Consider the following 26,684-nt stretch of genomic DNA (forward strand, 5'->3'; position numbering starts at 1 on the left):
TCATTGCGACAACACGCGATCGAGCCAGCCGAGCAGACCTCTGGCCGGCTGGGCGGGCGCCAGTTCGGCCGCCGCGCCCACGCAGCCGGCGGTCTGCTTGCGCGGACGCGGCGGCAGGTACTTGTTCGTCGGCATATACCCCATCTCCGGCATGAGATCGTAGCCGCCACGATCGGCAACGAGGCGCGAGACGGCGGATTGCGGATCGCCGAGATCGCCGAAATGCCGTGCCGACGCCGGGCAGGTGGCGACACAGGCCGGCTGCCGGTCCTCGGGCGCGAAGGTCTCGTTGTAGATGCGATCGATGCACAGGGTGCACTTCTTCATCACCCCGACATCCTCGTCGAACTCCCGTGCGCCGTAGGGACAGGCCCAGGAGCACAGCTTGCATCCGATGCAGAGATCCTCGTTGACCAGCACGATGCCGTCCTCGGCGCGCTTGTACGACGCACCGGTCGGACAGACCGTGACGCAGGCGGGCTGCGCGCAGTGCAGGCACGAGCGCGGGAAATGCACGGTGCGTCCATCGGCGCCGTCGCCCGCCTCGTAGGTATGCACGCGATTGAACCAGACGCCGTCGGGCCCGTCGCTGTAGGGCTCGAGATCGGTCAGCGGCGCGGCGACTCCGCCGCTGTTCCACTCCTTGCAATTCACGGCGCAGGCATGACAGCCAACGCAGATATCGAGGTCGATGACCAGGCCCAGTCGCCTGGACGAGGGCGCGTCGGGCAGGCTGGTCACGAGCGCCCTCCCTCGGCCTTCGCACGAAACCCGGCGCCGTATCGCAGCACGTCGGGTCGATCGGGAAGGTTGGGTGGCTGAGGCAGGACGGCGAACTGCGGCTGGGCAAGCTCGTCGCCCGCGGCGATCTTCTCGATCTTCACGCGCAGGTCATACCACGCGGCCTGGCCGGTGACCGGGTCGGAGTTGCCGTAGTGCTGGCCGCTTCGCGGCGTCGGCAGCATCTCGGAGATGATGTGGTTGAGCAGGAAGCCGCGCCGCGCTTCCTCGGCGCGGGGCGCCAGATTCCAGGCACCGGCGCGCTTGCCGATGGCGTTCCAGGTCCACACGGTGAAAGGGTTGACGCCCTCCATCAGCTTGACCTGGGCCTTCAGCGTGCCGTGATGGCTGGTCACCGAGACCCAATCGTCATCGGCGATGCCCAGCGCCATGGCGGTCTCGCGATTGATATGCAGGCGGTTCTCGCCGTGGATCTGGCGAAGCCAGGCGTTCTGCGATCCCCAGGAATGATACATCGCCATCGGCCGCTGCGTGATGGCGTGCAGCGGAAAGGCATCGCGGTCGACGGCCGCCTCCTCGAACGGCATGTACCAGAACGGCAACGGGTCGAAATACGTCGCGATGCGTTCGCGATGCTCGGCCGGGGGCCGGACCTCGCCATGACCGTCGGCGGCCAGGCGGAATTTCTGCAATGTCTCGCTGTAGAGCTGCAGGATGATCGGCTCGGCCTTGTCGATCAGGCCCATGTTCACGGCCCAGTCGAGATACTCGCGATTGACGTGCTTGAAGTAGCGCCCGCCCGCCGGGACCTCGCTGCGCCAGAAGCATTGATTGGCGACATAGGCGTCGAGCTGCTTCTCGTTCGCCGGCCCCACGCCCTTGAGCCTGCCGTCGGGCCCGCGCCATCCCGCCAGCATGCCGATGCCCGGCCGCCGCTCGTGATGGACCAGGTAGTCCGGGTAGCCGCCGGGATAGCGTGGGCTGCCATCGTCCTTGATCAGGCCGGGCAGGCCCAGACGCGCGCCGAGATCGATCAGGACGTCCTGAAACGGCCGCACATCGCGATCGGGCGCGACGATCGGCTGGCGAATCGAATCGGCGACGCCGTCGGCGTCGCAGATCGGACGATCGAGCAGCGAGATGCAGTCCCAGCGCTCGAGATAGGTCGTGTCCGGCAGGATGAGATCGGCATAGGCGATCGTCTCGCTGGCGTAGGCGTCGCAATAGATGATCCGCGGGATTTTGTACTCGCCGGTGGCGGGATCCTTGTCCGTCAGCATTTCCATGGTGCCGACCGTATTCATCGACGAGTTCCAGCCCATGTTCGCCATGTACATGAACAGCGTGTCGATCGGATACGGATCGCCCTTCCAGGCGTTGTAGATGACCTGATGCATGGCGCCATGGGCGGCAAGCGGCGCCTCCCACGAATAGGCCTTGTCGAGGCGTCGCGGCGCGCCATCGGCCTCGACCAGCAGGTCGTGCGGGCTGGTCGGAAAGCCCAGCGGCGCGCCGGGCATCGGCTTGCCGGCGTTCACCTGATCGGGCTTGCCGACCGGCTTGTTGGTCGGCGGGATGGGGCGCGGGAAAGGCGGCTTGTAGCGAAAGCTGCCCGGCGTATCGATGGCGCCCAGCAGCATCTGCAGGATGTGCAGCGCGCGGCAGGTGTGAAAGCCGTTGGAATGGGCCGAGATGCCGCGCATGGCATGGATGGAGATCGGGCGTCCCACCATCCGCTCGTGGCGGCGACCGGTCCAGTCGGTCCAGGGCTGCTCGATCGTCACGGCTTGCTCGAACGCCACGTGGGCGAGCTCGGCCGCGATGCGCTTGATGGTGGCGCAATCGATGCCGGTCTCCGCGGCGACGGCCTCGGCTGCGTAGCGCGGATCGAGGCAGCGCCTGGCGACGAGGTGGAAGGACGGCACCGCCTTGCGCCCGTCGGCCAGGGTGACGGCCCCGGCCAGGCTCGGCGACGCGTCGGTCCGGCTGACGGGAAGGATCACCTGGCTCGGCTCGTCGAAGATCAGCGGCTGGCCTGCCTCGTCGCGCGCGAACAGCCCGTGATCCGCCGCGCCCTCATCCTGAATGACCAGCCAGGCCGCGTTGGTGTGGCGGCGCAGGTACTCCTCGTCGATCTTGCCGGCGCGCAGCAGCTCCTGGATCAAGGCCATGATGAACAGGCCATCGGTGCCCGGCCGGATGCCGATCCATTCGTCGGCGATCGCCGAATAGCCGGTGCGGATCGGGTTGATCGACACGAACTTCGCCGTGCCGCGCGTCTTGAGCTTGCCGAGCCCGATCTTGATGGGATTGGAGTCGTGGTCCTCGGCGACGCCGAACATCATGAAGTAACGCGTGTTCTCCCAGTCGGGCTCGCCGAACTCCCAGAACGAGCCGCCGATGGTGTAGAGGCCGCCCGCGGCCATGTTGACGGAGCAGAACCCGCCATGGGCCGCATGGTTGGGCGTGCCGAACTGTGCCGCCCACCAGCCGGTGAGCGCCTGGCTCTGGTCGCGGCCGGTGAAGAAGGCAAGCTTGCGCGGATCGCTGCGCCGGATGGCGCCAAGCCATTCCGTGGCCGTCGCCATCGCCTCGTCCCACTCGATCTCCCTGTATTCGCCGCTGCCGCGCTCGCCGACGCGACGCAGCGGCTTCTGCAGGCGGGCCGGCGAGTAGTGGGACATCAGCCCGGCCGAACCCTTGGCGCAGAGCACCCCCTTGTTCACGGGGTGATCGCGATTGCCCTCGATGTATCGGATGCGGCCGTCCGCGAGATGGACCTTGATGCCGCAACGGCACGCGCACATGTAGCAGGTCGTGTAGGCGACGCGATCGGCGCTGGGAGCGTGCAGGATCGGTGTGCCGGGCGCCTGACCGTTCGTGGCCGGACTGTCTTTGTCGCGCATTCCATACTCTCGAAGACAATTCAACGCGGTGTTTCGAAACGAACCATATCAGCTAGTCGCCCAGGGTCACCACGCCTGACTTCTCCAGCGCTTCGATCCCCGCCGAATCGTAGCCCAGCTCCGAGAGAATGGCGCGGCTGTCGCCGCCGATCTTCGCCGCCGCCTGGTTGCGCACGCCCATCAGCTTGCCGTCGAGACGGAAGGGCAGCAGCGGCAGGCGCGCGGTCTCGCCGCCGGGCATGACATGCTCGGCCAGCTGGCCGGTCGCCGCGAGATGCGGGTCGTCCCACAGATCCTCGGGCCGCGCGACGCGCGAATAGGAGATGTCGGCCTCGGCCGCCTTGCGCTCGACCTCGTCGAACGGCATGCGCTCGATCACCTTCGCCAGCGCCGGCAGCAGCCAGGGCCGCGCGGCGATGCGGTCGTTGTTGGTGGCGAGCCTGGGGTCGCGCTTCATCTCGTCGAGACCGAAGATGTCGACGAAGCGCCGCCACTGGCCGTCGCTGGTGACGCCGAGGAAGATCTTGATGCCGTCCGACGTGTCGAACGGCTCGTAGATCGCCCACGAGCTCAGGCGCTCGGGCATCGGCGGTACGGGATGCTTGAGCACTGCGCCGGCGGCGAGGTGCGGGCCCATCATCAGCACAACCGATTCAAAGAGCGCGCTCTCGACCAGCCCGCCTCTGCCGGTACGCTCGCGCTCGCTGAGCTTCAGGAGAACGCCGATCACACCGAAGCTGCCGCCCATGATGTCGACCACCGAGGCGCCGGCACGCAACGGCCGGCCGCTCGGGCCGGTCATGTAGGCCAGCCCGCCCATCATCTGCACGACCTCGTCGAGCGCGGCGCGATGCTCGTAGGGCCCGCCGAGGAAGCCCTTGAGCGCGCAGTAGACCAGGCGCGGATTGAGCTCGGCGCAGCGCTTCGGGCCATAGCCGCGCCTAGTCATCGTGCCGGGCGCGAAGTTCTCGACCAGCACGTCCGCCTGGCTCACGAGCCTGTCGACGACCGCCCTGCCCTCGGGCTTCTCGATGTCGATGGCGAGGCAGCGCTTGTTGCGATTGAGGAAGCCGAAGAAGCCGACGCCGAAGCCCTTCAGCCGTCGCGTGCGATCACCGTCGACCGGCTCGATCTTGACCACCTCGGCACCGAGATCGGCCATAATCAGGCCGCAGGTCGGCCCCATCACGGTGTGCGAGAACTCGACGACCTTGACACCCGCCAGGGGCAACGAGCCGCCGCCTAGGGCAGCCACTCGTGCGCCCATTTGAACAGGCTGAGCCCGGCCGCCTCGGCCACCGCGACATCGGCGAAGCCGGTGCCGACGAAGAAGGCCTCCTGCTTCGGCACGGCCGCCACGCGCATGAGGCCCTTCACGTCGTCGCGCAACCCGATCGCCTCGACGGCGCAGGGCAGCGCGGCCGACAGCGACAGGCGCAGATCGCCCAGCGCTTCCGGCGGCAGCTTGCCGTGGATCAACGGATCGGCGACCAGCAGCAGCCGGCCGCCGAAGCGCGCCAGCTTCGCCGCCATCTCCGGCCGGGCCTCGACCGCGATCGTGCGCTCGGCGGTGTGCCGGATGCGGGCCACCAGGCCCAGCGGCACCAGCGCCGTCGACAGGTAGGTGCCGGTGTCGAGGATCACGGCCGTGAACTCGCGATACGTGATGCCGAGCTTCTCGGCGCGCGCCATGCGGCGCAGCGCGACCTCCGGCTTGGGCGTCTTCCACGCCTTGGCGGCGGCGCGGCGCCAGATCCACGCCTCCCACGACATGTCGAGGGGCCCGCCATTGTGGCCGATCACCGGCCGCCGCAGCAGCAGCTCGGAGTTGGGATGCAGCCCGCTCTTGTGATTCCGATCGCCCATGGGCCGTCACTATACCTCAGAAAAGGATGCGGATGACATCGCGGCAGCCCTTCCATACCACACCGTCGAGCACGCATTGCGGCTCGCTGAGCTCGTAGCGATCCTTGTAGCTCTCCAGGCAGGCGCCGGGATGCCGGCCGATGACGATGCCGCGCTTCTCCGCGCTCTTGTCGACTCCCTCGATGGTGAAGGCAACCACGGTCTCGCGCATGCGACCGTTGAAGTTCAGCTTGTCGATCTTGCGGCCCATGCGGTTGTACACCGAGCCGACCAGCTCGCAGACGGCCGTTCCATCCTTCGGATCGGCGCCGGCGCGGGTCTCCTCAAGCGTCAGCTGCACCAGGTCCAGGTAGGCGACCAGCGGCGTGCCCGGCACATGCGGCGGATTGCCGATGCTGACCACGGGCTTGGAGCCGCCGGCGATCAGGTCGTAGCCGAAGTAGATGCCGCCGCCGGCGAGCAGCGCGATCAGCAGGCCGCCCAGCACAATGCGCATTGCGCCCGACGACGAGCCCTTCGCCGCCCTCTCGGCGAGGATCTTCTCGATGTTGGATTTCAGCTCGCGCAGCGCGCGAGACCCGCCGCCGGCCACCTCCGGATCGGTGGCGAAGCCGCGGACGATGCGCACGATGTCGAGCGGATCGATCGCGCGCTCGAGCAGGCCGCGCTTCGTCTCGGCGTCGACGCCCGGCAGCAGCAGCTGCTTGTGGGTCCTGGTGTTGTACAGCATGACCGCGGTGTCGCCGACGAACAGCCCGTACATCTGCTGGCCGCGACGCATCTCGAACTCGCCGAAATCGGTGAGCGTGATGGTGCGCTCCTTGCCGTCACGGCCACGGACCAGCAGATCCTGCGCATCCTGGCCCTCCCGGGTCTGGCTCTTGCGCACATCGACGATGTCGACGACCGCGTCGGTCACCGCCAGCTTGTCGTCGAGCGAGTTCAGCAGATCGAGGGCTTGCGGCGGCAGAGGCAGGGTCAATATCGCCACCAGTCTTCGGGGGGTTGTTGCTTTGAAGTCAGTCTATTGATTGCGGACACAGGGGCAAGACGATTGGCCCGGCGCCGATGGACGTCGCAGCGGCGTCTTCACCATATGCGTCCCCTCGCTGCCGCCGGCGATGAGCCGGATCAAGGCCGGCAAGCGGCGCGCGGCGAAGAACACCAGGATGAAGAGCGCGCTGGACGAGGACGGTCTCGACTTCCCGCCCGAGACGACGCGCCGGCAATTCGCCGACGCCGTGCGCAAGGAGCCCGCTTACCTGGGGCCGAAGCTCGAGGAACGCAACATCAAGCTCGAGCAGGAAGCGAAGGCGCCCGTGCTCCCGGGCTACTCGTCGCGCCGCGTGCGCTCCATGCGCTCGTGGCGCTCCTGCGCCTCGACGCTGAGCGTGGCGATCGGCCTGGCCTCGAGACGCTTGAGCGCGATGGGCTCGCCGGTCTCCTCGCAGTAGCCGTAGGTGTTCTCTTCGATGCGGCGGATGGCGGAGTCGATCTTGGCGATCAGCTTGCGGAAACGGTCGCGGGTGCGGAGCTCAAGGGCGCGATCTGTTTCGGCGGTGGCCCGGTCGGCGAGGTCGGGCTGGGAGAGGCTTTCTTCCTGGAGCGATGCGAGGGTCTGGTTCGATTCGTTGATCAGTTCCTGTTTCCACTTCATCAGCTTCTGGCGGAAATATTCCTGCTGAAGCGGATTCATGAACTGTTCGCGGTCCGTCGGCCGGTAGCCCGGCGGCAGAGTCATCGACATACGCACTGCTCCTCGAGCGGGCCTTACGGGAGCCCGCCACACGCCCCGGAAAAGCGGGCGGAATATAGAGGGCGAGGATGGGGAAAAACAAGCGACTAGGCGTCCTCGCTGCGCCGCTCATAGTGCACTGCAACAAAATCAGTCGATCGAGAATCCGACAACTGTGCCAACGAGATAGTGGCACAGGTGGATCGGCGCCTGAGATTTCAGCGGCCTGTCAGGCGGTCACCGGCGTGGCCCGCCGTCGAAACCCAGCAGCCGATCGAGCGACCATGGGCCCGGCCCACGCACGAGAATGAACAGCAGGATCGACAACCACAGCAGGTGCGAGGGGTAGTCTCGCCAGTAGACACAGAACTGGATGAACAGCGTCATGCCGATCAGCGCGGCCGCCGACAGCCGCGTCGCCAGGCCGGCGAGAATCAGCGCCGGCCCGCCCAGCTCGACCGCGGTCGCCGCCCACGCCATCGCCTCGGCCGGCCAGTTCGGAATGCGCAGCAGCTCCTGGAAGAAGACCGGCACGGGCTCCTTGTCCTGGGTGCTGAGATACTCGTCACGGAACAGCGCCACGGCCTGCTCCATGTTCGCCGCCTTGAGCATGCCGGAGCGCCAGAACACGAAGAAGATGCCCAGGCGCATGGCGAACTGCAGCAGCGGCTGGGGGAAGGCCTCGAGGCGGGTAGCGAGCGTGCGATAGGCGTTCATGGTGCGGCCAGGATGGCGAGGTTGAGGAATCTGGGCAGCGCGGTGCTGAGGTCGAAGGACGGATCGGCCGCCGTCGCACGTTCGAGGGCGTCGGCGAGGCTCGTGGCGCCGTCGCAGGCATCGAGCAGCACCGCCTCGCCATGCGTCATCCGCGCGAAGGCGGCATCGTCGTCGCGCTGGAACACGGCCAGCTCGACGCCGCCGGACGCGAGATCGACCTCGCCCTCGTCGCGGCCCTGCGAGACCGCCCAGATCCGGTCGATCGGAAAGGCCGAGCGCAACAGCGTGACCCCGGCGCGCAGCCGCAGGCGAAGATCGCCCAGCGCATCGGGCGCGATCGCCGCGAGATGTGCGGCCGTCATCGCCGCGCCGGCATCGCAGCCATAGGCGCGGGTCAGCGCCCAGTCGAGCCGCGCGGCGTCGGCGAGGTAGACCAGCTCCCGCGCGGCCTGGTGGCGCTCGATGAACACGGCGAACTCGGCACCGTATTCGCTCAGCACCGGCCCCGATGGCGGCGACAGGGCGATGAACTGCCGTGCCAGCCCGCGGAAGAACGCCTCGCCGACCAGCGCCTGCACGGTCGAGAAGGTCGCGCCCAGCGCCGTCGCCAGGCTGTCGAAGACGTGGTGGCGATAGATGCGCAGCCGCGCCTCGGCGCCGATGTCGGCGCCGTCGACGAGCGCCGCCAGGTCGGGCGCGTCGCGACCCAGGCAGACGGCGCGAAAGGCGCTCTGCAGCTCGGCGAGGGCCAGCGCGCTCATGCCGCCGCCTCGAGGCCGATCGCGCGGCGCTCGCGATCGGCACGCGCGGCCTCGTCGAGCAGGACGTCGAGCGCCGGCACGTCGGTGTCCCATTCGATCAGGGTCGGCCGGTCGCCGATGCGCGCCAGCGTCTGGCGCAGCAGCGCCCAGACCGGCTCGGCGACGCGCGAGCCGTGGTCGTCGATCAGGATGGTCTCGCCGTCAGCCTCGTTGACGGCGTGGCCGGCGAGGTGGATCTCGCCGATCGCCTCGGCCGGCAGCGCCGCGACATAGGCCAGCGCATCGAGCCGCATGTTCGAGCAGGTGACGTGGATGTTGTTGACGTCGCACAGCAGGCCGCAGCCGGTGCGCGCGACGACAGCGGCGAGGAACTCGGCCTCGCCGATCGTCGAATGGCTGAAGCGCAGGTAGGACGAGGGATTCTCGACCAGCACGCGCCGGCCCAGCGCTTCCTGCAGGCGCCCGACGTTGCGGCACACCACGTCGAGCGACTCCTCGGTGTAGGGCAGCGGCAGCAGGTCGTTGAGATAGGTGCCGGACGCCACGCTCCACGACAGGTGATCGGAGACGAGGTCGGGCTGCAGCCGGTCGATCAGCCCCTGCACGCGGGCGAGATGCGTCGTATCGAGGCCCTCGGCGCTGCCCAGCGAGAGACCGACGGCATGGACGCTGAAACGGTAGTCGGCGCGCAGGCGCTCGATGCGGCGCGGCGCCGGCCCGCCGCCGAGATAGTTCTCGGCGTGGATCTCGAGGAAGCCGACGGCCGGACGACGCGTCGGCAGCTCCTCGAGATGGGGCGCGCGCAGGCCGATGCCCGATGGCAGCGGCGAGCCCGCGCCGTCGAGCATGGCGGCCTACTTCTTCGCCGTCAGCGAGGCACCGACGATCTTGGCGCAGGTGCCCTTGGGCACCGCGATCCAGGCGTCGGCCTGCGAGTCCTTCTTCGAGGTGCCGGCGCACGAGGAGGTCGCGGTCTGGCAGTCGTTCTGCCCGGCCTTGACGATGCCGTAGCACTTCTCGGTCTCGGCCTTGGCCTGCGCCAGCGCGGCGCCCGGCAGGCCGATCGCGGCGGCGACGGCGGAGGCGATAATGAAATGCGACGTCTTCATGGAAACCCTCCCGATGGGATGCGCGAACTCTAGCAGTGGCGGCACACGCTCCGGAATCAAGGTGCCTGAAATTCCTGTGAGCCGCACGTCATCACAGGCTATGGCGACGATAGCTTCCAGCGAGAGGCACGCCACCACTCCCTCTCCCCTCTCACGGGACGGTTGGGCCTTGAGCTCCGCCTCGCCGGGCGCGGCAGGCATGATGGTGGTGCTCATGGGGATGGCCACAACGCGTAGTCCACGCCGGCCGAGCGCGATCAGCGCATCGAGACGTGCCGGCAAAGGGGCGAGGCGCAAGACCTAATTGGTCCGAGCGACGCGGAAACCGACTTCGTAGCTTCTGTAGCCGGGGGTGAACCAGAAGCGGTAGCCGGCACGGACGGACCAGGGATTGTTGAACCAGCTGCCGCCGCGAGCGACACGAAATGGACAGTCGCCGGACGCGTGCCAGTAGTCGCCATTCGCCGGTGCCCCATTGTAGGTGTCATGCGAGCAGTCACCTGTCCATTCCCAGGCGTTGCCAAGCGCGTCGTGCAGCCCGAACGCGTTGGGCCGGAACGAACCAACCGGGGCTGTATGCAAATGGCCATCGGTGCACAGGAAGAAGCGTTCCGGATTCTTCTCGGCGTTGAAGCGGCTGGCCAGAGTGAGGTCGGCGACGTTGGCCTGGAGACATGTGCCGTCGAGGCTATCGCCCCAATAACGCGCGGACTGCGATCCCGCCCGCACCGCGTACTCCCATTCCGCCTCCGACGGCAGCCGGTAGCCCTTGCCCGTCGTCCGCTTCAGCCACTCGACATAGGCCTGCGCGTCTTCCCAGCTCACGCACACCACCGGATCGTTCTCCGTCTGCGCGAAACCCGGATCGCGCCAGTCGCGGCCCGCCGTCTCCACGTAGTTTCCGTCCGCTCGCAGCGTCCAGCACGACGTGCCGGTATCGCGGCCGGTCGCCTGCGCGAACGCCGCGAACTGCCCTCGCGTCACCTCGTGACGCCCCAGCGAGAATGCGTATCCGATGGTCACGCGATGCTGCGGCGCGCTGCGGCCACGAAAGTACGCCGGTACGCCCTCGCGTTCCTCCTCGGCTGCCGCCACGCCCATGGTGAACGATCCCGGCGGGATCACCACCATCTCCGGGCACGTCGGGCAGTCGCGAAAGCTCTGTTGCGCCCACGCCGGCCCCATGATCGCCGACAGCGCGAACGCCAGCCACCAGCTCCGCATCGGTTCCTCCCCCGCTTGCCCGGGCACCAAGTCTGATGCGCGCATGCCTGCAAGTCCACGCGACTCACCGTAGCAACGCCTCGGCGCGCGCCAGATCCTCCGGTGTGTTGACGTTGAGGAAGGGATCGATCGCCCGGCGCGGCCAGTCCAGGGTCGCGAAGTCGTGGCGCCGCGCGAAGGCTTCGATCGAGCGCACGCCCTCCTCCGTCACCGCGCGACGCAGGGCCTCGAGCAGCTCGACCCGCCAGATGGCGATGGCGTGATGCGTGCGGCCGCGATAGCGCACCGCCAGCACATCGGCCTCGGGCACGTGCATGTGGCCGCCGAGATAGACGGTAAGGTCGGTCGGCAGCAGCGGCACGTCCGAAGGCACGGTCAGCAGCCACGACGCGGCGGGATGGTGCCGGGCCATCCACTCCAGCGCCGCCAGCACGCCGGCCAGCGGCCCGGGTCGTCGCCCGTCGGGATCGCGCGGCAGGGAATCGAGCACGACGGGCGCATCGAAGCCGCGCCACGGCCCGGCGTCGCCATGGGCGCTCAGCACCAGGTCCATCACCTGCGGCCGCAGGCGCTCGATGACATGCGCCAGCATCGGCCGGCCGGCCAGCTGGCGCAGCGGCTTGGGCGGGCCGGCGCCCATGCGGCTTCCCTCGCCGCCCACCAGCACGGCGCCGATCAGGCCGCCGACGCGGATCGGTCGGGCGATGGCGGGATGGATGCGCGGCATGGCTGGACTATAGTCGCATCTTACCTTCCCCCGGAGGGGGAAGGTGCCGAAGGCGGATGGGGGATGTCGAAGACGGACAGGGGAGTCCGTCTTCGACATCCCCCATCCGTCGCGCTACGCGCGCCACCTTCCCCCTCCGGGGGAAGGTAGAGGATTCTATACCAGAGGAAACGACCATGGCCGCGACGTCCGAGCAGATCGCCGACTACGTGATGAACCTGCGCCGCACGCGCACCACGGCGGGCTGGTGGCCCAAGGCGCTGACGCCGGCAGGCGAGGACGCCGCCTACGCCGCGCAGGACGCGCTGCTGAAGCGCGTCATCCCCGAGGATGGCGAGGTCGTCGGCTACAAGATCGGCCTGACCTCGCCGGCGATCCTCAAGCAGACCGGATTGAAGAATCCTGCCTATGGCGCGATCCGCAAGTCGCGCGTCTTCGAGCGCGAGGTGACGCTGAAGGCGGCCAACCACGTGCGCCTTGGCCTCGAGCTGGAGATCATCCTGACGGTCAACGCCGACGTGCCGCCGCCACCGGCCGGCAAGCCCTACACGAAGGAGACCATCACGCCCTTCATCGAATCGGCGCGCGCCGGCTTCGAGCTGATCGAGGATCGCGGCTCGGACTACTCGCGCCTGTCGGCGATGGCGCTGATCATCGATGTCGGCTGGAACTGGGGCTCGCTGCTGGCGCCGGTCAATCCCGACTGGCGCAAGCTCGACATCGGCAATCTCAAGGGCACGGTTTCGTTCGACGGCGAGGAGGTCGCATCGGGCAATTCCGGCGATGTGCTGGGCCATTGCGTGAATTCGCTGGCCTGGGTCGCCAATCGCCTGGCCGATCACGGCAAGATCCTGAAGAAGGGCATGATCGTCTCGACCGGCTCGATGGTCGCCTGCCAGTTCATCCCGGTGGGCACGACGGCGGTCGGCCGCATCGAGGGCCTCGGCGAGGTCACGGTGCGCTACGAGTTCTGACGCCGTTCGGACCATGCCCCTCTGTCATTCCGAGCGTAGCGAGGGATCCAGGACGGTCCTGGATCCCTCGCTACGCTCGGGATGACAAAATCACTTCGCCGCCATGAGCGCCGCGTCGCGGCGCAGCGCCTCGACCGGCAGGCGGTGCACGCTCGACGCACCGATCGCCAGCGCGTCGTAGGGACCGCCGAAGATCGCCGCCACCGCGGCGTCGCGCGCGTTGAGCCCGCCGGTGTAGGCGCCGTAGGACGGCAAGATCAGCCGCATGCCGTCGGTGAGGAAGCAGCGCCGGCGCAGCCCGCGACCGCGCACCACCAGCGAGGCCACCGGATGATAGTGGCCGGAGACCTCGCCGCCGGTGTCGGTGAGCGGCATGGCCAGCGCCTGGTGGCGGAACACCAGCCGGCCGAAGGCCAGCTCGATGCTCGCCTGACCGCCCCATTGCCGCGGCGGCGCGGGATCGTGATTGCCGGTGATCCAGATCCAGTCGCGTGCCGCGCCGACCAGGCGCGTGATCTCGCGCGCATCGGCGGCATCGACGCGCGAGGCGGCCTCGCCGTCGTGGAAGCTGTCGCCGACGCACAGCACGATGCGCGGTCCGGTCTCGGCGATGGCCTGCGCCAGCCGCGCCAGCGTGGCGCGCGTGTCGTAGGGCGGCAGCAGCTGGCCGGTGCGCATGCCGTACCAGCTGCCCTTCTCGAGATGCAGGTCGGCCACCGCCAGCAGCCGCTCTGCCGGCCACCACAGCGAGCCGTCGGGCCGCGCCACCAGCTCGACGCCGTTGCAGACGAAGGGCAGGCCGCCGACGGAACGCGCCGCCGCCGTCGCGCGTTCGCGATCGAATGGCTTGAAGCGAGTGGCGGGTTCCATGGCGGATGGCGGCGTTCTTGGCCTTGTGCGCGCGAGAGGGGACGCGCAGCTTACACCGTCGCCCATGCCTGCGGGAACGCCGACACTGCGTCGCGTTGACCTGCCGGCGTTCCGCCATCATGGTCGCGCCATGCGATCGCTTCGCCGCCTCGCGGCCTGCCTTATTCTGCTGGCGTTGCCGGGCGCGCCGACACTGGCGGCCGACCTCGCGCCGCATCGCGCCGAGTACGTGATCCGCCTGGGCACGGCGATCAACGGCGTGCAGATCGGCACGGCGCGCCAGCGGCTGACCTTCGACTGCCGCTACTGGCGCATCGAGCGCGATGTCGGCTTCGCCTTCGTGCTCACCTCCATGCTGCGCTACGCCACCGAGTCGCGGCTGCGCGGCGAGGAGACGGTGGGCGGCAGCGCCTTCACCTACCAGCTCGAGCGGCGCATCAACGATCATCCCGAGCACATCACCGGCAAGGCGACGAGCAGCCGCGTCGGCGGCACGGCCGAGATCAGGCTGCCGGCGCGCACCATCGACTTCGCCATGCCCGGCGGCACCGCGCTGCCGGTGGCGGCGATCGCTGCGGCGATCGACCGGCTGAAGGCCGGGCAGACCGCGTTCTCCTTCACCATCTTCGATCCCGAGGTGACCAGCGACGTCATGACCGTCGACGCCGGCATCGCCTCGCCCGAGCTGCTGCGCCCGCCGCGCCCCGCGTCGCCGGCCGGCGAGCTCAACATCCAGGCCTGGCCGGTCACCATCGCCTTCACCCGCACCCGCTTCGGCGGCCGGCCGCTGTTCACGCTCTCGATGCTGCTCTACGACACCGGCGTGATGGACCGCATCAGCGTCAGCGCCGGCCTGGTCACCGCCGGCGCCGATCTCGTCTCCCTCGCCATGGAACCGCGCCCGGACTGTCCGACGTCGTAGTTCCGTCCCCCGTGGGGACGAGAAGGCAGGAAGAAGGGTCTTGATAAATTCACGAATTGGGTAAATAAGGAATTACCAAGCACAGCCCAGTGGTCCTTCAATCATGACACCCGGTGCGGGGTGCGACAGACCGACAACATGGAAATGGCGCCGACCGGTCGATGGCGGCGCCACGGGCAGGCGCGCGACGGGCGCCCGACGGGCCAGGGCAGCATCGGAAATGCCGAGGGAAGTGAGCGCCGATGCCGACGTTCCAACGGTCTTCCAACGGGTTTCCAACCCATTCCAACGCCTTCCAACGGGGTACCAACAGGTGCTTCCAACGGGTTCCAACCCCCCTTCCAACGGGGTTCCAACGTCCCCTGCTTCCCCCACCCCCTTAAGGGGGGTGGGGGAAGCCAAGGATCAAGACGCTGCGCTGTCGCTTCGCGCCTTGATCCCCGCAAACCTCGAAGCCAGCGAGCGTCCCCAGATGCACCACCGCGATGCCGCCGGCCTCATCCCGGCAACCGCGCTCAGCGGGCCGCGTTGCACGCTGGACAGGACCGCCGTGTTGCGCCGTTTCGTGGCCAATCCGCTGGTGGCCCTGGCGGTGATATTCCGCATACACTGGCGAGCGTTAGGGTTGTGGCGCAAACGGACCCGTTTCCATCCGAGGCCCGAGCCGCCGGGGGAGATGCTCACACGATGACCGCCCACCATGGGACCGCCCGCGATGGTCTGCCGCTGGCCGCTTTCGTGGCCCTGAAGGCGCTCGATCGCCTGAAGGTGGGCGGGCTGACGCTCGGCCTGCCCGACGGCGGCACGCGCCGCTTCGCCGGCGGCCAGCCGGGACCCGAGGCGACCATCAACGTGCGCGACTGGCAGGTCTTCTCGCGCGTGCTGTCGTCCGGCGACATGGGCTTCGCCGAGGGCTACATGGCCGGCGAATGGGACTCGCCCGACCTGGTGCGCCTGCTCGAGCTGATGGCCGCCAACGAGGCGGCGCTGGGGCGCATCGCGCGGGCCTCGTGGTGGCGCCGCCAGCTGCTGCGGCTCGCCCATCTGGGACACGACAACACCAGGCGCGGATCGCGGCGCAACATCCACGCGCACTACGATCTGGGCAACGCCTTCTATTCGCTGTGGCTCGATCCGACGATGACCTACTCGTCGGCGCTCTACGACGGCGATTCGTCGCGGCCGCTCGATCAGGCGCAGCGCGCCAAGTACGAGCGCATCCTCGACCGGCTGGACGCGCGCCAGGGCGATACCCTGCTGGAGATCGGCTGCGGCTGGGGCGGCTTCGCCGAGACCGCGGCGCGCCGCGGCGTGCGCGTGCGCGCCATCACCATCTCGCGGGAACAGCTCGCCTACGCGCGCAGCCGGCTGAGCCGCGCCGGGCTGGCGCAGATCGCCTCTGTCGAGTTCCGCGACTACCGCGACGTCGAGGGCACCTACGATCACATCGTGTCGATCGAGATGATCGAGGCGGTGGGCGAGCGCCACTGGCCGAGCTATTTCGACGCGCTCAAGCGCCACCTCAATCCCGGCGGCCGCGCCATCGTCCAGGCGATCACCATCGCCGACGATTGCTTCGAGCGCTATCGCCGCGGCGCCGACTTCATCCAGACCTACATCTTCCCCGGCGGCATGCTGCCCTCGGCCGCGACCCTGCGCGCCCAGGCAAGGCGCGCCGGCATGGCGCTGGCCGGCGCGCACGAGTTCGGCCGCGACTACGCCCGCACCCTGGAGGCCTGGCTCGGCCGGTTCGACGGCGTCGTCGACAGGGTGAGGGGCCTGGGCTTCGACGACCGGTTCGTGCGCATGTGGCGCTACTATCTGGCCTACTGCGCCGCCGGCTTCTCCAGCGGGCGCACGGACGTCATCCAGGCGGAATTCACGCACAGCTGAAGCTTGGCGTATCGACTGCGAGCCATCATAGTCGCGACCAACGAAAGACACAGGAAGGCTACCCTTGCAACTCGCCGCCGCCGGCTCGCCGGATTCGACGACGTACGTAAAGCTTCCCTTCAACAGACTGGTCGCCTACGCGACGCTGCAGCTGCCGCTCAACATGGCGGCGCTGCCGGTCGTGCTGAACGTGCCGAAATTCTATGGCGACGCGCTGGGCCTGTCCTTCGCCGCGCTGGGCACCTACCTCCTGATCACGCGCATGATCGACGCGCTGCAGGATCCGCTGATCGGCTACATCAGCGACCGCATGACCAGGCGCCCGCGCGGCCGGCTGATCTTCGTCTTCATGTGCATGCCCCTGCTGGTCGGCGGCTTCCTGATGCTGTTCGATCCGCCGTCGAAGGCGGCGCTGGGCACCGGCGGGCTGACCGCCTGGCTGCTGGCGGCGCTGGTCATCGTGCATCTCGGCTATGCCGGCGTATCGATCAGCTATCACGCCCATGGCGCGGACCTGACCGACGACTACAACGAACGCACGCGCGTGACCGTGGCGCGCGAGGTCTTCGGGCTCACCGGCATGACGCTCGCCGTCGTGCTGCCGGCCCTGCTGATCAATCCCGACATCCACAGCGACATCGCCGAGGCCTGGCAGGCGGCCACCGCGGCGCTGGCCAGCGCAAGGGCGGCGGGCGACAGCGTGGCGGTCGCCGCCGCGCAGGCCACCGTCAACGGCCTGAAGCAGGCCGCCGAGATCAAGGGTTACGGCATCTTCGGCATCCTGTTCATCCCGATCGCCATCCTCTGCTTCCTGCCGAGCTACCTGTGGTCGCCCAACACGGTGCACCCGCCGGTCGAACGCAAGAGTCGCGCCTCGGTGTTCCACGACTTCCTGGCGCCGCTGAAGAATCCGCGCTTCCGCCGCCTGCTGCTGGTCTTCGTCGTCAACGGCTCGGCGCTGGGCATCGCGGTCAGCGTGATGCTGTTCTACGTCGAGTACGTGCTGAAGGGCACGACGGTGCAGGCCGGCATGGTGCTGCTGACCTACTTCGTCTCGGCCGCCGCCAGCGTGCCGCTGTGGATGTGGCTGTCGAAGCGCACCAGCAAGGCCGCCGCCTGGTTCGCCGCCATGGTGCTCACCGTGGTCTCCTTCGGCGGCGCCGGCCTGGTCGGCGAGGGCCAGATGGGGCTGTTCATCGCCATCGCCGTGCTCACCGGCATGGCGCTGGGCGCCGATTACGGCCTGCCGCCCTCGATTCTCGCCGACATCATCCACGCCGAGGAAGGCGCCGACTCCAAGGGCGAGACCGGCGCCTATTTCGGTCTCTGGGCGCTCTCGACCAAGCTGGCCACGGCGATCGGCGCGGGACTGTCGCTGCCGGTGGCGGCGATGCTGGGCTTCGACCCGGGCAATCTGCAGTTCGACACCAACGCGCTGGTCGTCACCTACATCATGCTGCCGATCGGCGTGAAGGTGCTGGCCGGCCTGCTGATCTGGTACATCCGCATCGAGGCGATGCGCCCCTCGGTGCGCGAGGTCGTGCTCGCCGGCAAGTGACTATCTGCTCGGGGCGCGCCCCGACCATCAAGAAGTGAACGACAGGGTCTGCGGCTGACGCATCCCGAAGTCGCGGTTCAGGCCCCACCATTTCTTCGCCACCGTGCCGAAGACGTTGCGGAAGTCGATGGTGTGCTTGAGGTCGCCGTCCTGCAGGTCGATGAGCGACGGGTAGGCTCCGTGCAGGCCGCCCTTCACCGCGCCGCCCATGACGAATTGCGGCGAGGCGGTGCCGTGGTCGGTGCCGCTGCTGGCGTTGGGCTTCACGCGGCGGCCGAACTCCGTGTAGGTCATCAACATCACGTCGTTCCAGCGATTGGCCGCGATCAGGTTCCGGCGAAGCGTCGCGAGGCCACGGCCGAGCTGGCCGAGCAGGCGCTCGTGCACGGTGGCCTGGCCGGCATGCGTGTCGAAGCCGCCCAGCGCCACCTTGACCGCCAGCACCGGCACGCGCGCCAGCAGGATGCGCGTGGCGAGCTCGAGCTGCTGCGCGAGCGGGCCGTCGCCATAGGCAGCGGCCGGCGCCGGCGCGTTCTTCATGTGCTCGGCCAGGCCGAGAGAGGCGGCGTGGATCTCGGCGCGCACCTTCAGGATGTGCTCGAGCGCCGGGTTGGTGACTTGCGGTCGCGTGCCGGTCTCGCGCATCGCCCTGGCCTGGTTGATGAAATTCTCGGCGTCCTGCATGACGATGGTCTGCAGATCGCCGCCGGTGGCGAACAGCGCATTGGTGTCGACGACGACGCTGTCGACCCTGCGGCCGGCCGGCCGCTTCACGCCGGCGAAGGCCTGCGCCATCCAGCCCTCGGTGATCGTCTGGCTTGCCGCCGAAGCGGTATCCCAGATCTCGATCGAGCGGAAATGCGAGCGGTTGGGATAGGGATAGCCGACACCCTGCAGGATGGCGAGGTCGCCCGCCTTCCACGCCTCCATCATCGGCGCCAGCGTCTGATGCAGGCCGACGCGCTCGTCGAGCTGCAGCACGCGCTCGCGCGGGACGGCGAGCGCGCCGCGCGCCCGCTGATAGGCGGGGTCGGCATAGGGCACGAGCGTGTTCAGCCCGTCATTGCCGCCGCGCAGCTCGACCAGCACCAGGATGCGATCGAAACGGGCGCCCGTCGGCGAGGCCGGCGCCGGCGCGACACCCGGACGGTTCTGCGCCCACGCAGCGCCGCTGCCCAGGGCGACGGCGAAGCCGGACAGGCCGGCGAGCAGGTCACGACGCAGCATGGTGCGCCTCACTTCAGCTGATAGACAGGATCGAGCAGCAAGGCGGCCACCGCCTGGCCCGGGGTCGCGCCGGCCGGAAGCGGCACGAGCGGCGGCAGCGGCAGCAGCGTGCGCGTCAGGGTCGGCACATCGATGCCGGCAAGCGTCGGGCCCAGCCGCGCGCTCATGCCGGCGTCGCGCAGGCTGCGGCCCTCGACCGGCCGCGGCGGTTCCGGCGCCATCTGCTCGCGCCGCTCGGCGCGGCGGCCGGGCTTCATCATGCCACCCGGCATCATGCTGTCGGGCCCGTCGTCGGCCGAGGCGACCGACGTCGCCTCGACGATGCGGCGCAGGATCTGCTGGCGCATCAGCAGGCGGTTGGTGGTGATCCAGTCCTCGCCGCCCGGCCAGCCCTTGACGTTGGGCGGCGACAGCGGCAGCTGGCCCATCGCCTGCATGCCGCGCACCAGGCGCGTCTTCTCCGGCACCGGCAGGCCCAGCAGGCGCACCGTGCCGACCATCAGCTCGACCGGCGACTTGATCAGCGTGCCGCGGTTGGCGCTGTCGCGGAACGCCGGCGCGCCGAACATCGCCCTCAGCAGCGGGCGCATCTCGTACTTCGCATCGCGCAGCACGCCGGCCAGTCGCCTGATCTCGGCCTGGTCGCGCCTGAGCGACACGAACTCGCGCCACAGCTTGGCGACGACGAACTCCGCGGTGCGCGGCTGCGCAAGGATGATGTCGAGAATGTCGCCGCCGTCGAAATTGCCGGTGCGGCCGAGGAAGGTCTTGTCGTTGTTGTCGTGCAGCGCCGGATAGAAGCGGAAGCCGCCGCTCTCGCGATCGAGGCTCCAGCCGGTGAAGGCGCGCGCCGCCGCCTTGATGTCGGCCTCGGCATAGTGGCCCTCGCCCAGGGTGAAGAGCTCGAGCAGCTCACGGGCGAAGTTCTCGTTGGGCTGGCTGGCGCGGTTTCGCGCGCCGTCGAGATAGATCAACATCGCCGGGTCGCGCGCGACCTCGCGCAGCAGCGTGGCGAAATTGCCCAGCGCGTGACGGCGGAACAGCACGTTCTGGCGATAGACCGCCGGCACCAGACGCACCTTCTGCAGGCCGGTCGTGAAGTGGTTGTGCCAGAACAGCACCATGCGCTCGACCAGTGGCTGGTCGGTGACCAGCATCTCCTCGACCCACCAGTTGCGCAGCTGGCGGTCCTGCTCCTGCAAGGGCGCGGCATTGACCAGCGGCTTGCCCGCCACGCCGCGCGGGCGTGCCGGTGTCGGCGCCGGTGCGGCGCCGTCGGCGCTCGCGGCGGGTGGCGGAGGGCCGTCCTGAGCGGCGCGTGCCTTGGCGAGCCGCTCCTGGTAGGCGCGCTGCATGGCACGCACTTCCGCCGGCTTGATGTCGATCCACGACGGCGGCTCGGTGACCGCCCCCGGCTTCCAGCCGCGCAGCAGGCGCTCGATGGCCGCCTCGTGCGCCATCGTCTCGAAGGCGGCGATCTCGGCCGGCGTCGGCCCGAAGCCGGTGCGCGACAGCAGGTGGCGCGCGCCGTCGAAGCCGATGCCCGCCGCGCGTGCCGGACGGGTCAGGATCGCCGGCGCGGCGAGGGCCACCAACGCCGTGCCGCCGAGCATGGCGCGGCGTCCCAGCATCGCACGGCGCCCAGGCATCGCGGTCACGGCCATGATCGACCTCCCCGGTTCACTTGCGCTGGGCCGGCGCCTGACGGCGGGACTGCATGCCCATCGCGCGGTTGACCATCAACCGGCGAAACCCTTCGCGCTGTTCCGCAGGTAACGTCTCGGCGAAACGCAGCGCCGCCTGCACGTTGTCCTTCTGCAGCTGGATGCGCAACTGGCCGATGCGATCCAGCGCACGATCCACCGCCGCGGCATCGGGCCTGTCCTTGCCGAGCTCGACAACCAGCGCGTCGCGCTGCGCCGCCATCTCGCGCACGACGGGCACGGCGCGCCGGCGCTGCTCGGCCAGCATCTGGCGCAAGCCGCGCATCTGGCCCTCGTCGAGGCCCAGCTCGCGGGCCGCGCCCTGTGGCGAGGGAACGGGTTTGGGCACGCCGATGGTCGGGATCGGTGCCGGCGTGCCGGCTCCGAGCCGCAGGTCGGCCAGCGGCGGCGGCTCGGCGAAGTAGCGCGCGTGAACGAAGCCGCCGACGAAGGCGACGTTGAGTGCCAGCGACAGGCCGAGCAGGATCCAGGCGAGGTGCTTGCGCAGCATCAGCGACCTCCCTGCTCGTTCAGGAGATCGACCATATCCTCGCTCAGCCGCAACGCACCCAGCGGATTGAGCACCAGCTCGACCGCGGCGGTGCTGTCGTACGCCGACTGGGCATAGGCCTCCTGCGTGCCGCCGCCCAGCGAGAAGCCGCCGGCGATCACGACCACGAAGGCCGCACCCACCGCCGCCATCTCCAGCGCCCGGCGACCGGTGCCAAAGAGCGAGCCGAACAATCCGGTCAGCCCACCGCGACCCACCTGCCGCTCGGCCTCGAAGCCGACCAGCGCCCGGGCGCGCGCCAGCACCCGGTCGGGCACCGGGGCGCGCGCCGCGTCGGCCAGTGCGTTGCGCACCTCGAGCGCGGCCTTCAGCGCCTCGGGGCGCGCGACAAGGTACCGCTCGACCGCAGCCGTCTCGGCCTCCGACAGCCGGCCATCGAGCCAGGCCGCGATCATCGTGTCGTCCACCGGCCGGCCGGCCGCCGCCGGCCCGGCTGCCCTCGCCCGCTGCCACAGGGCGCGGCCGGACGCGTCGGGCGCGCTCCTCGATCCGTCATCCTGGGTCATGGTCGCGCACTCCGGGGACATCCCCGTTCTGGATACGCTTGGTGGGCCATCGTCATCCCCCAACCCTCTTAGGCGCTCACGCGGAAATGTTCACGCAGGCGCAGCATCGCCTTGTGATGCGTGCTGCGCACCGTCTGGGCATCGACCCGCAGCAGGGCGGCGGCGTCGGCCACCTCCATGTCGCGGTCGTATAGCAGCGTCAGTACAAGAGCCTGGCGCTCCGTCAGCAGGCCGGGCGGAATGCTCAGCGTCTCGACATGGCGATCCTCGACCGCCACCGCCGCCTCCGGCACGTCGTCGAGCGCCGCGGTCGGCTGGCGCCTGCGCCGCAGGTGGTCGATCGCGCAGGAGCGCGCGATCACGCCCAGCCAGGTCGACAGCGAGGCGCGCGAGTGGTCGTACGATCGCAGCAGCCGGCGCTCGTTGGCGCACAGCCGCACGAAGACGTCCTGGGCGGCATCGCCCGCCTCCTCCGCCGACAGGCCATGGGCCGACACCACGCGGCGGGCCACGGCGTGGATCAGGGGTGCCGCGGCGGCGACGAAGCGGTCCCAGGTCCGCTTGTCGCCGGCCAGCAGGGCGCCGAGGTCGATGTCGTCCAGAGCCGTCACGATCGCGCTTTGAAAGCCTATACGAGCGCGCCCGCCCACGCATCCCCGGCATGCGGGCAGATCCTTGATTTGGCGCGGGTTTCGTCTGCTATGGTCCGCGCGACAAAGCCGGGGGACCAGTGCGGACATGAGTGAGAACTTCAATCGCAACCAGCGCATCATCAAGCACGCAGTGCGCGGCAAGGGCGCGGTGGTGGCGCAGAACACGCTGGCGGCGCAGATGGGCGCGCGCACCCTGGCGCGCGGCGGCAACGCCATCGACGCGGCGGTGACCACGGCGATGGCCATCGGCTGCGTCGAGCCGTGGATGAGCGGCATCGGCGGCGTCGGCTACATGGCGATCTGGATCGCCAGGGAGCGCAAGGCCTACATCGTCGACTACGGCGCCGTGGCGGCGCGCGGGCTCGACCTGAAGAACTACGCGCTGACCGGCGGCAAGGCGATCAGCGACCTGTTCGGCTGGGCACCGGTGGTCAACAACAACAACGTCATGGGCTACCACTCGATCGCCGTGCCCGGGCAGGTCGACGGCATGGCCACGGCGCTGAAGCGCTTCGGCACATGGGACTGGAAGCAGGTGATGGAAGCCGGCATCGAGCTGGCCGAGCGCGGCATGAGCTGCGACTGGTACGGCACGACGATGATCACCACCGGCGCCGCCGCCCTCAACCAGTACGAGACGTCGCGCGCCACCTACCTGCCCAACGGCTTCCCGCCGGTGATCGACTGGGAGGGCAACCCGCCGCGCATCAAGCTGGGCAACCTCGCCGGCACGTTGAAGCGGCTGCGCGACGCCGGCCCGCGCGACTACTACGAGGGCCAGATCGCCAGGGACATCGTGGCCGACCTCAATGCCGGCGGCTCGGCGATCGCGCTCGAGGACCTCGCCGGCTACCACGCCCGCGTGGTCGAGCCGGTCACCTTCGAGCGCAACGGCGCCACCGTGCACACCGTGCCGTACCTGACCGCCGGCCCGACGATGAAGCGCGCCTTCGAGCTGATCGGCGATCGCACCATCGGCAGCGGCGCGCCCGACGCCGAGGCGTTCATCGCCATCGCCGAGGGCCTGCACACCGCCTACGAGGAGCGCTTCCGCACCATGGGCGACGCGCACACCGATTCGTGCACGACGCATTTCAACGCCGTCGACGCCGAGGGCAACATGGTGGCGCTGACCCAGACCCTGCTGTCGCTGTTCGGCTCGCGCGTGATGCTGCCGAAGACCGGCATCATGATGAACAACGGCATCATGTGGTTCGATCCCGAGCAGGGCAAACCCAACTCGCTCACCCCGGGCAAGCGGCCGCTGTGCAATATCTGCGCGACGGTGGTGTCGAAGAACGGCGAAGGCTGGTTCGCCATCGGCGCCTCGGGCGGACGGCGCATCGTGCCGGCGATCACCCAGCTGATCATGATGCAGGCCGACCGCGGCATGGATGTCGAGACCGCCTTCCACCAGCCGCGCATCGACGTGTCGGGCGTCGGACCGGTGCGCGCCAACTGGGACCTTGACGAGGAGATCAAGCGCGCCATCTCGAAGAAGATGCCGCTCACCGAGGTCCCCAACCCGATCTATCCGCTGAACTTCGCCAACCCCAGCTGCATCCGCCGCGATCCGATGACCGGCACGGTCACCGGCATGAACGAGGTGATGTCGCCTTGGGCCGGCGGCGCGGCGGTGTAGCCATGCTGTCGCGACGCCTCCTGCTGGCCTCTGCCGCGACGCTCGCGGCGCCGGCGATCGGCCGCGCCCAGGCTGTGCCGTCGTTCCGGCTGCCGATCCTGCTGCCGCTGACCGGCTTCGCCGCGCTCGAAGGCAAGAGCCAGCGCGAGGGCGCCCTGCTCGCCATCCGCGACAGCGCCTCCCTGGTGCGCTTCGCGCCCGAGGTGCTCGACACCGGCACGGCGCCGGAAGCCGCCGTCACCGCCTGGCACCGCGCGATGCGCGATGGCGCGCGAGACGGCGCGCGCGCGCCGGTGGCCGTGCTCGGCCCGATCCTCGGCACGCAGATGCTGGCGCTGCTGCCGGAGGCGGCGAATGCGAAACTGCCGCTGCTGGCGGTCTCGGGCACGGCACGGCTGAGCGAGCTCAACAATCCCTTCTTCTTCCGCTTCTTCCCGGCCGACGGCGTGGTGAAGATCGCGCATGCGCGCTACGTCGCCGAAGTGACGAAAGCGAAGAAGCCGGCGGTGATCTTCCAGACCACCGCCTATGGCCAGTCCGGCCGCGAGGTGCTGGCCAAGGCCTTCGCCGACGGCGGCATCACGGTGGCGCTGGAGGAAGGCGTCGCCACTTCGATCAACGACTTCACGCCGATCATCGCCAAGGCGAAATCGGCCGGCGCCGACGCGCTGGTGCTGCACCTGCATTCGCAATCGACGGCGCTGGCCATCCGCGCCGCCGGCGCCGTGGCGCCCGACCTGCCGATCATCGCCGGCTCGGCCATGGCGCAGCCGGCGACGGCGGCGCTGTTCCAGCCGGCCGAGCTCAAGGGCGTGTGCGCGGAGACCGCATCGATGCCCGCGGCCTCGATGGACGAGCCGCGCATGAAGGCGTTCGTCGACGCCTATCGCGCCGAGTACAAGGCCGATCCCGATGCTTTTGCCGTGGCCGAGTATGACGCCGTGTCGATGCTGGCGGTGGCCATCACCGAGATCGCCAAGGCGGACGGTGCCGACAAGGTCGACGGCGAGTCGGTGCGCGCGAGGCTCGCGTCGCTGCGCCATCGCGGCCTGGCAACCGAATACGGCAGCGACGGCAAGGGCAACATGGTCAACAGCGCCATCATCGTCTGCTACGACGGCACCAGCCGCGTGCCGCCGATCGCACAGCGGTACAGATTTCCGTAGAATCACTCCTTCCCCCGGAGGGGGAAGGTGGCGCGGAGCGACGGAAGGGGGATGTTGAAGCCGGACACCTGTGTTCGTCTTCGACATCCCCCTTCCGCCCTGCGGGCACCTTCCCCCTCCGGGGGAAGGTATGATTGGCGCACTGACCAACGAAGGGGGAGGTCCCAATGAAGACCAGGATCACCGAAATGCTCGGCATCGAGCATCCGATCATCCAGGGCGGCATGCATTTCGTCGGCTTCGCCGAGATGGCCGCCGCGGTGTCGAACGCCGGTGGGCTGGGCATCATCACCGGGCTGACGCAGCGCACACCCGAGCTGCTGGCCCACGAGATCCGGCGCTGCCGCGCCATGACCAACAAGCCCTTCGGCGTCAACCTCACCTTCCTGCCCTCGGTGACGCCGCCCGACTATCCCGGCTACATCCGCGCCATCGTCGAGGGCGGCGTGAAGATCGTCGAGACAGCCGGCAACAATCCGCAGAAATGGCTGCCCACCCTGAAGGACGCCGGTATCAAGGTGATCCACAAATGCACCTCGGTGCGCCACTCGCTGAAGGCTGAATCGATCGGTTGCGACGCGGTCAGCGTCGACGGCTTCGAATGCGGCGGCCATCCCGGCGAGGACGACGTGCCCAACTTCATCCTGCTGCCGCGCGCGGCGGAGGAGCTCAAGATCCCCTTCGTCGCCTCGGGCGGCATGGCCGACGGCCGCTCGCTGGTGGCGGCGCTGTCGCTGGGCGCCGAGGGCATGAACATGGGGACGCGCTTCATGGCGACGAAGGAAGCGCCGATCCACGACAACGTGAAGCAGGCGCTGGTCGCCGCCTCGGAGCTCGACACGCGGCTGGTCATGCGCCCGCTGCGCAACACCGAGCGCGTGCTGAGGAACGCCGCCGTCGAGCGCCTGCTCGAGAAGGAGAAGGCGCTGGGCGCCAAGGTGAAGTTCGAGGACATCCTGCCCGAGGTCGCGGGCGTCTATCCCAAGATCATGAAGGAAGGCGCGATGGATGCCGGCGCCTGGTCGTGCGGCATGGTGGCCGGCCTGATCCGCGACGTGCCCACGGTGAAGGAGCTGATCGACCGCATCATGCGCGAGGCCGAGGAGATCATCGGCGGCCGCCTGAAGCGGTTCATGAATGCCTGAATCCTTCCTTCCCCCGGAGGGGGAAGGTGGCGCGCGCAGCGCGACGGAAGGGCGATGTCGAAGACGGA

General features: G+C 69.1%; 26 protein-coding genes. 8 read left to right on the forward strand and 18 right to left on the reverse strand.

Going from position 1 to position 26,684, the window contains the following annotated elements; genetic code table 11:
* The 12 genes from KF889_20430 to KF889_20485 all read right to left on the reverse strand — a co-directional run bounded on the left by KF889_20430 (position 1) and on the right by KF889_20485 (position 11,786).
* The gene (locus tag KF889_20430; GenBank protein MBX3501816.1) at positions 1–741 is read right to left on the reverse strand and encodes a 4Fe-4S dicluster domain-containing protein; all 741 of its coding nucleotides are present in this window, start codon (positions 739–741) and stop codon (positions 1–3) included.
* Entirely contained in the window at positions 738–3,647 is a 2,910-nt protein-coding gene (locus KF889_20435; protein MBX3501817.1) for a molybdopterin oxidoreductase family protein, read from the reverse strand. Before KF889_20435 ends, KF889_20430 begins: the two co-directional genes overlap by 4 nt.
* A gap of 52 nt (positions 3,648–3,699) precedes the next feature.
* Entirely contained in the window at positions 3,700–4,914 is a 1,215-nt protein-coding gene (locus KF889_20440; protein MBX3501818.1) for a CoA transferase, read from the reverse strand.
* Positions 4,890–5,513 (reverse strand): hypothetical protein, encoded by a 624-nt coding sequence (locus KF889_20445; protein ID MBX3501819.1) that lies wholly within the window; start codon positions 5,511–5,513, stop codon positions 4,890–4,892. The genes KF889_20440 and KF889_20445 overlap by 25 nt, the downstream gene beginning before the upstream one ends.
* Before the next feature lie 16 nt (positions 5,514–5,529).
* The gene (locus KF889_20450) at positions 5,530–6,495 is read right to left on the reverse strand and encodes a hypothetical protein (GenBank protein MBX3501820.1); all 966 of its coding nucleotides are present in this window, start codon (positions 6,493–6,495) and stop codon (positions 5,530–5,532) included.
* Positions 6,496–6,843: 348 nt separating this feature from the next.
* Positions 6,844–7,260, reverse strand: a complete 417-nt coding sequence (gene dksA / locus KF889_20455) for an RNA polymerase-binding protein DksA (protein MBX3501821.1) — start codon at positions 7,258–7,260, stop codon at positions 6,844–6,846.
* A gap of 225 nt (positions 7,261–7,485) precedes the next feature.
* A complete protein-coding gene (locus KF889_20460) occupies positions 7,486–7,965 on the reverse strand; it encodes a DoxX family protein (GenBank protein MBX3501822.1) in 480 nt (159 codons plus the stop codon).
* Entirely contained in the window at positions 7,962–8,726 is a 765-nt protein-coding gene (locus KF889_20465) for a putative DNA-binding domain-containing protein (protein ID MBX3501823.1), read from the reverse strand. The genes KF889_20460 and KF889_20465 overlap by 4 nt, the downstream gene beginning before the upstream one ends.
* Entirely contained in the window at positions 8,723–9,574 is an 852-nt protein-coding gene (locus KF889_20470; GenBank protein ID MBX3501824.1) for a DUF692 domain-containing protein, read from the reverse strand. The genes KF889_20465 and KF889_20470 overlap by 4 nt, the downstream gene beginning before the upstream one ends.
* A gap of 6 nt (positions 9,575–9,580) precedes the next feature.
* Positions 9,581–9,835 carry a DUF2282 domain-containing protein gene (locus KF889_20475; protein MBX3501825.1) on the reverse strand — a complete coding sequence of 85 codons (255 nt, stop codon included), beginning with the start codon at positions 9,833–9,835 and terminating at the stop codon, positions 9,581–9,583.
* A 300-nt stretch (positions 9,836–10,135) separates the two neighbouring features.
* Positions 10,136–11,059 (reverse strand): formylglycine-generating enzyme family protein, encoded by a 924-nt coding sequence (locus tag KF889_20480; protein MBX3501826.1) that lies wholly within the window; start codon positions 11,057–11,059, stop codon positions 10,136–10,138.
* 64 nt (positions 11,060–11,123) lie between these two features.
* Entirely contained in the window at positions 11,124–11,786 is a 663-nt protein-coding gene (locus KF889_20485) for a molybdenum cofactor guanylyltransferase (protein MBX3501827.1), read from the reverse strand.
* 176 nt (positions 11,787–11,962) lie between these two features.
* Here KF889_20485 and KF889_20490 point away from each other — a divergent pair, with 176 nt between their 5' ends.
* Positions 11,963–12,760 carry a hypothetical protein gene (locus tag KF889_20490; protein ID MBX3501828.1) on the forward strand — a complete coding sequence of 266 codons (798 nt, stop codon included), beginning with the start codon at positions 11,963–11,965 and terminating at the stop codon, positions 12,758–12,760.
* Between the two features lie 90 nt (positions 12,761–12,850).
* Here the strand turns inward: KF889_20490 and pdeM are convergent, their stop codons facing one another.
* Complete coding sequence (gene pdeM, locus KF889_20495) at positions 12,851–13,630, reverse strand: ligase-associated DNA damage response endonuclease PdeM (GenBank protein ID MBX3501829.1); 780 nt, start codon at positions 13,628–13,630, stop codon at positions 12,851–12,853.
* A gap of 130 nt (positions 13,631–13,760) precedes the next feature.
* Here pdeM and KF889_20500 point away from each other — a divergent pair, with 130 nt between their 5' ends.
* The 4 genes from KF889_20500 (at position 13,761) to KF889_20515 (ending at position 18,003) form a co-directional block, all read left to right on the forward strand.
* The gene (locus KF889_20500; protein ID MBX3501830.1) at positions 13,761–14,552 is read left to right on the forward strand and encodes a DUF1849 family protein; all 792 of its coding nucleotides are present in this window, start codon (positions 13,761–13,763) and stop codon (positions 14,550–14,552) included.
* Between the two features lie 103 nt (positions 14,553–14,655).
* Positions 14,656–15,243 (forward strand): DUF1365 family protein, encoded by a 588-nt coding sequence (locus KF889_20505; GenBank protein ID MBX3501831.1) that lies wholly within the window; start codon positions 14,656–14,658, stop codon positions 15,241–15,243.
* Positions 15,240–16,445: a class I SAM-dependent methyltransferase gene (locus KF889_20510; protein ID MBX3501832.1), complete on the forward strand. Its 1,206-nt coding sequence runs from the start codon at positions 15,240–15,242 to the stop codon at positions 16,443–16,445. Before KF889_20505 ends, KF889_20510 begins: the two co-directional genes overlap by 4 nt.
* A gap of 64 nt (positions 16,446–16,509) precedes the next feature.
* Positions 16,510–18,003 carry an MFS transporter gene (locus tag KF889_20515; protein MBX3501833.1) on the forward strand — a complete coding sequence of 498 codons (1,494 nt, stop codon included), beginning with the start codon at positions 16,510–16,512 and terminating at the stop codon, positions 18,001–18,003.
* Between the two features lie 27 nt (positions 18,004–18,030).
* On the opposite strand, the gene KF889_20520 is transcribed toward KF889_20515, so the two are convergent.
* The 5 genes from KF889_20520 to KF889_20540 all read right to left on the reverse strand — a co-directional run bounded on the left by KF889_20520 (position 18,031) and on the right by KF889_20540 (position 22,621).
* The gene (locus KF889_20520) at positions 18,031–19,230 is read right to left on the reverse strand and encodes a DUF1501 domain-containing protein (protein ID MBX3501834.1); all 1,200 of its coding nucleotides are present in this window, start codon (positions 19,228–19,230) and stop codon (positions 18,031–18,033) included.
* 8 nt (positions 19,231–19,238) lie between these two features.
* Entirely contained in the window at positions 19,239–20,894 is a 1,656-nt protein-coding gene (locus tag KF889_20525; GenBank protein ID MBX3501835.1) for a DUF1800 domain-containing protein, read from the reverse strand.
* 16 nt (positions 20,895–20,910) lie between these two features.
* Positions 20,911–21,444, reverse strand: a complete 534-nt coding sequence (locus tag KF889_20530) for a periplasmic heavy metal sensor (protein MBX3501836.1) — start codon at positions 21,442–21,444, stop codon at positions 20,911–20,913.
* Positions 21,444–22,010, reverse strand: a complete 567-nt coding sequence (locus tag KF889_20535) for a hypothetical protein (protein MBX3501837.1) — start codon at positions 22,008–22,010, stop codon at positions 21,444–21,446. The genes KF889_20530 and KF889_20535 overlap by 1 nt, the downstream gene beginning before the upstream one ends.
* A 68-nt stretch (positions 22,011–22,078) precedes the next feature.
* Positions 22,079–22,621, reverse strand: a complete 543-nt coding sequence (locus KF889_20540) for a sigma-70 family RNA polymerase sigma factor (protein MBX3501838.1) — start codon at positions 22,619–22,621, stop codon at positions 22,079–22,081.
* Between the two features lie 127 nt (positions 22,622–22,748).
* On the opposite strand from KF889_20540, the gene KF889_20545 reads away from it, so the two are divergent.
* The 3 genes from KF889_20545 (at position 22,749) to KF889_20555 (ending at position 26,616) form a co-directional block, all read left to right on the forward strand.
* A complete protein-coding gene (locus tag KF889_20545) occupies positions 22,749–24,305 on the forward strand; it encodes a gamma-glutamyltransferase (protein ID MBX3501839.1) in 1,557 nt (518 codons plus the stop codon).
* A 2-nt stretch (positions 24,306–24,307) separates the two neighbouring features.
* Positions 24,308–25,471 carry an ABC transporter substrate-binding protein gene (locus KF889_20550; protein MBX3501840.1) on the forward strand — a complete coding sequence of 388 codons (1,164 nt, stop codon included), beginning with the start codon at positions 24,308–24,310 and terminating at the stop codon, positions 25,469–25,471.
* 167 nt (positions 25,472–25,638) lie between these two features.
* On the forward strand, positions 25,639–26,616 hold the full coding sequence (locus tag KF889_20555; protein ID MBX3501841.1) for a nitronate monooxygenase: 978 nt from the start codon (positions 25,639–25,641) through the stop codon (positions 26,614–26,616).
* The last annotated feature ends 68 nt before the right edge of the window (positions 26,617–26,684 follow it).

The sequence above is a fragment of the Alphaproteobacteria bacterium genome (assembly GCA_019635875.1).
Classification (GTDB): domain Bacteria; phylum Pseudomonadota; class Alphaproteobacteria; order Reyranellales; family Reyranellaceae; genus JAFAZJ01.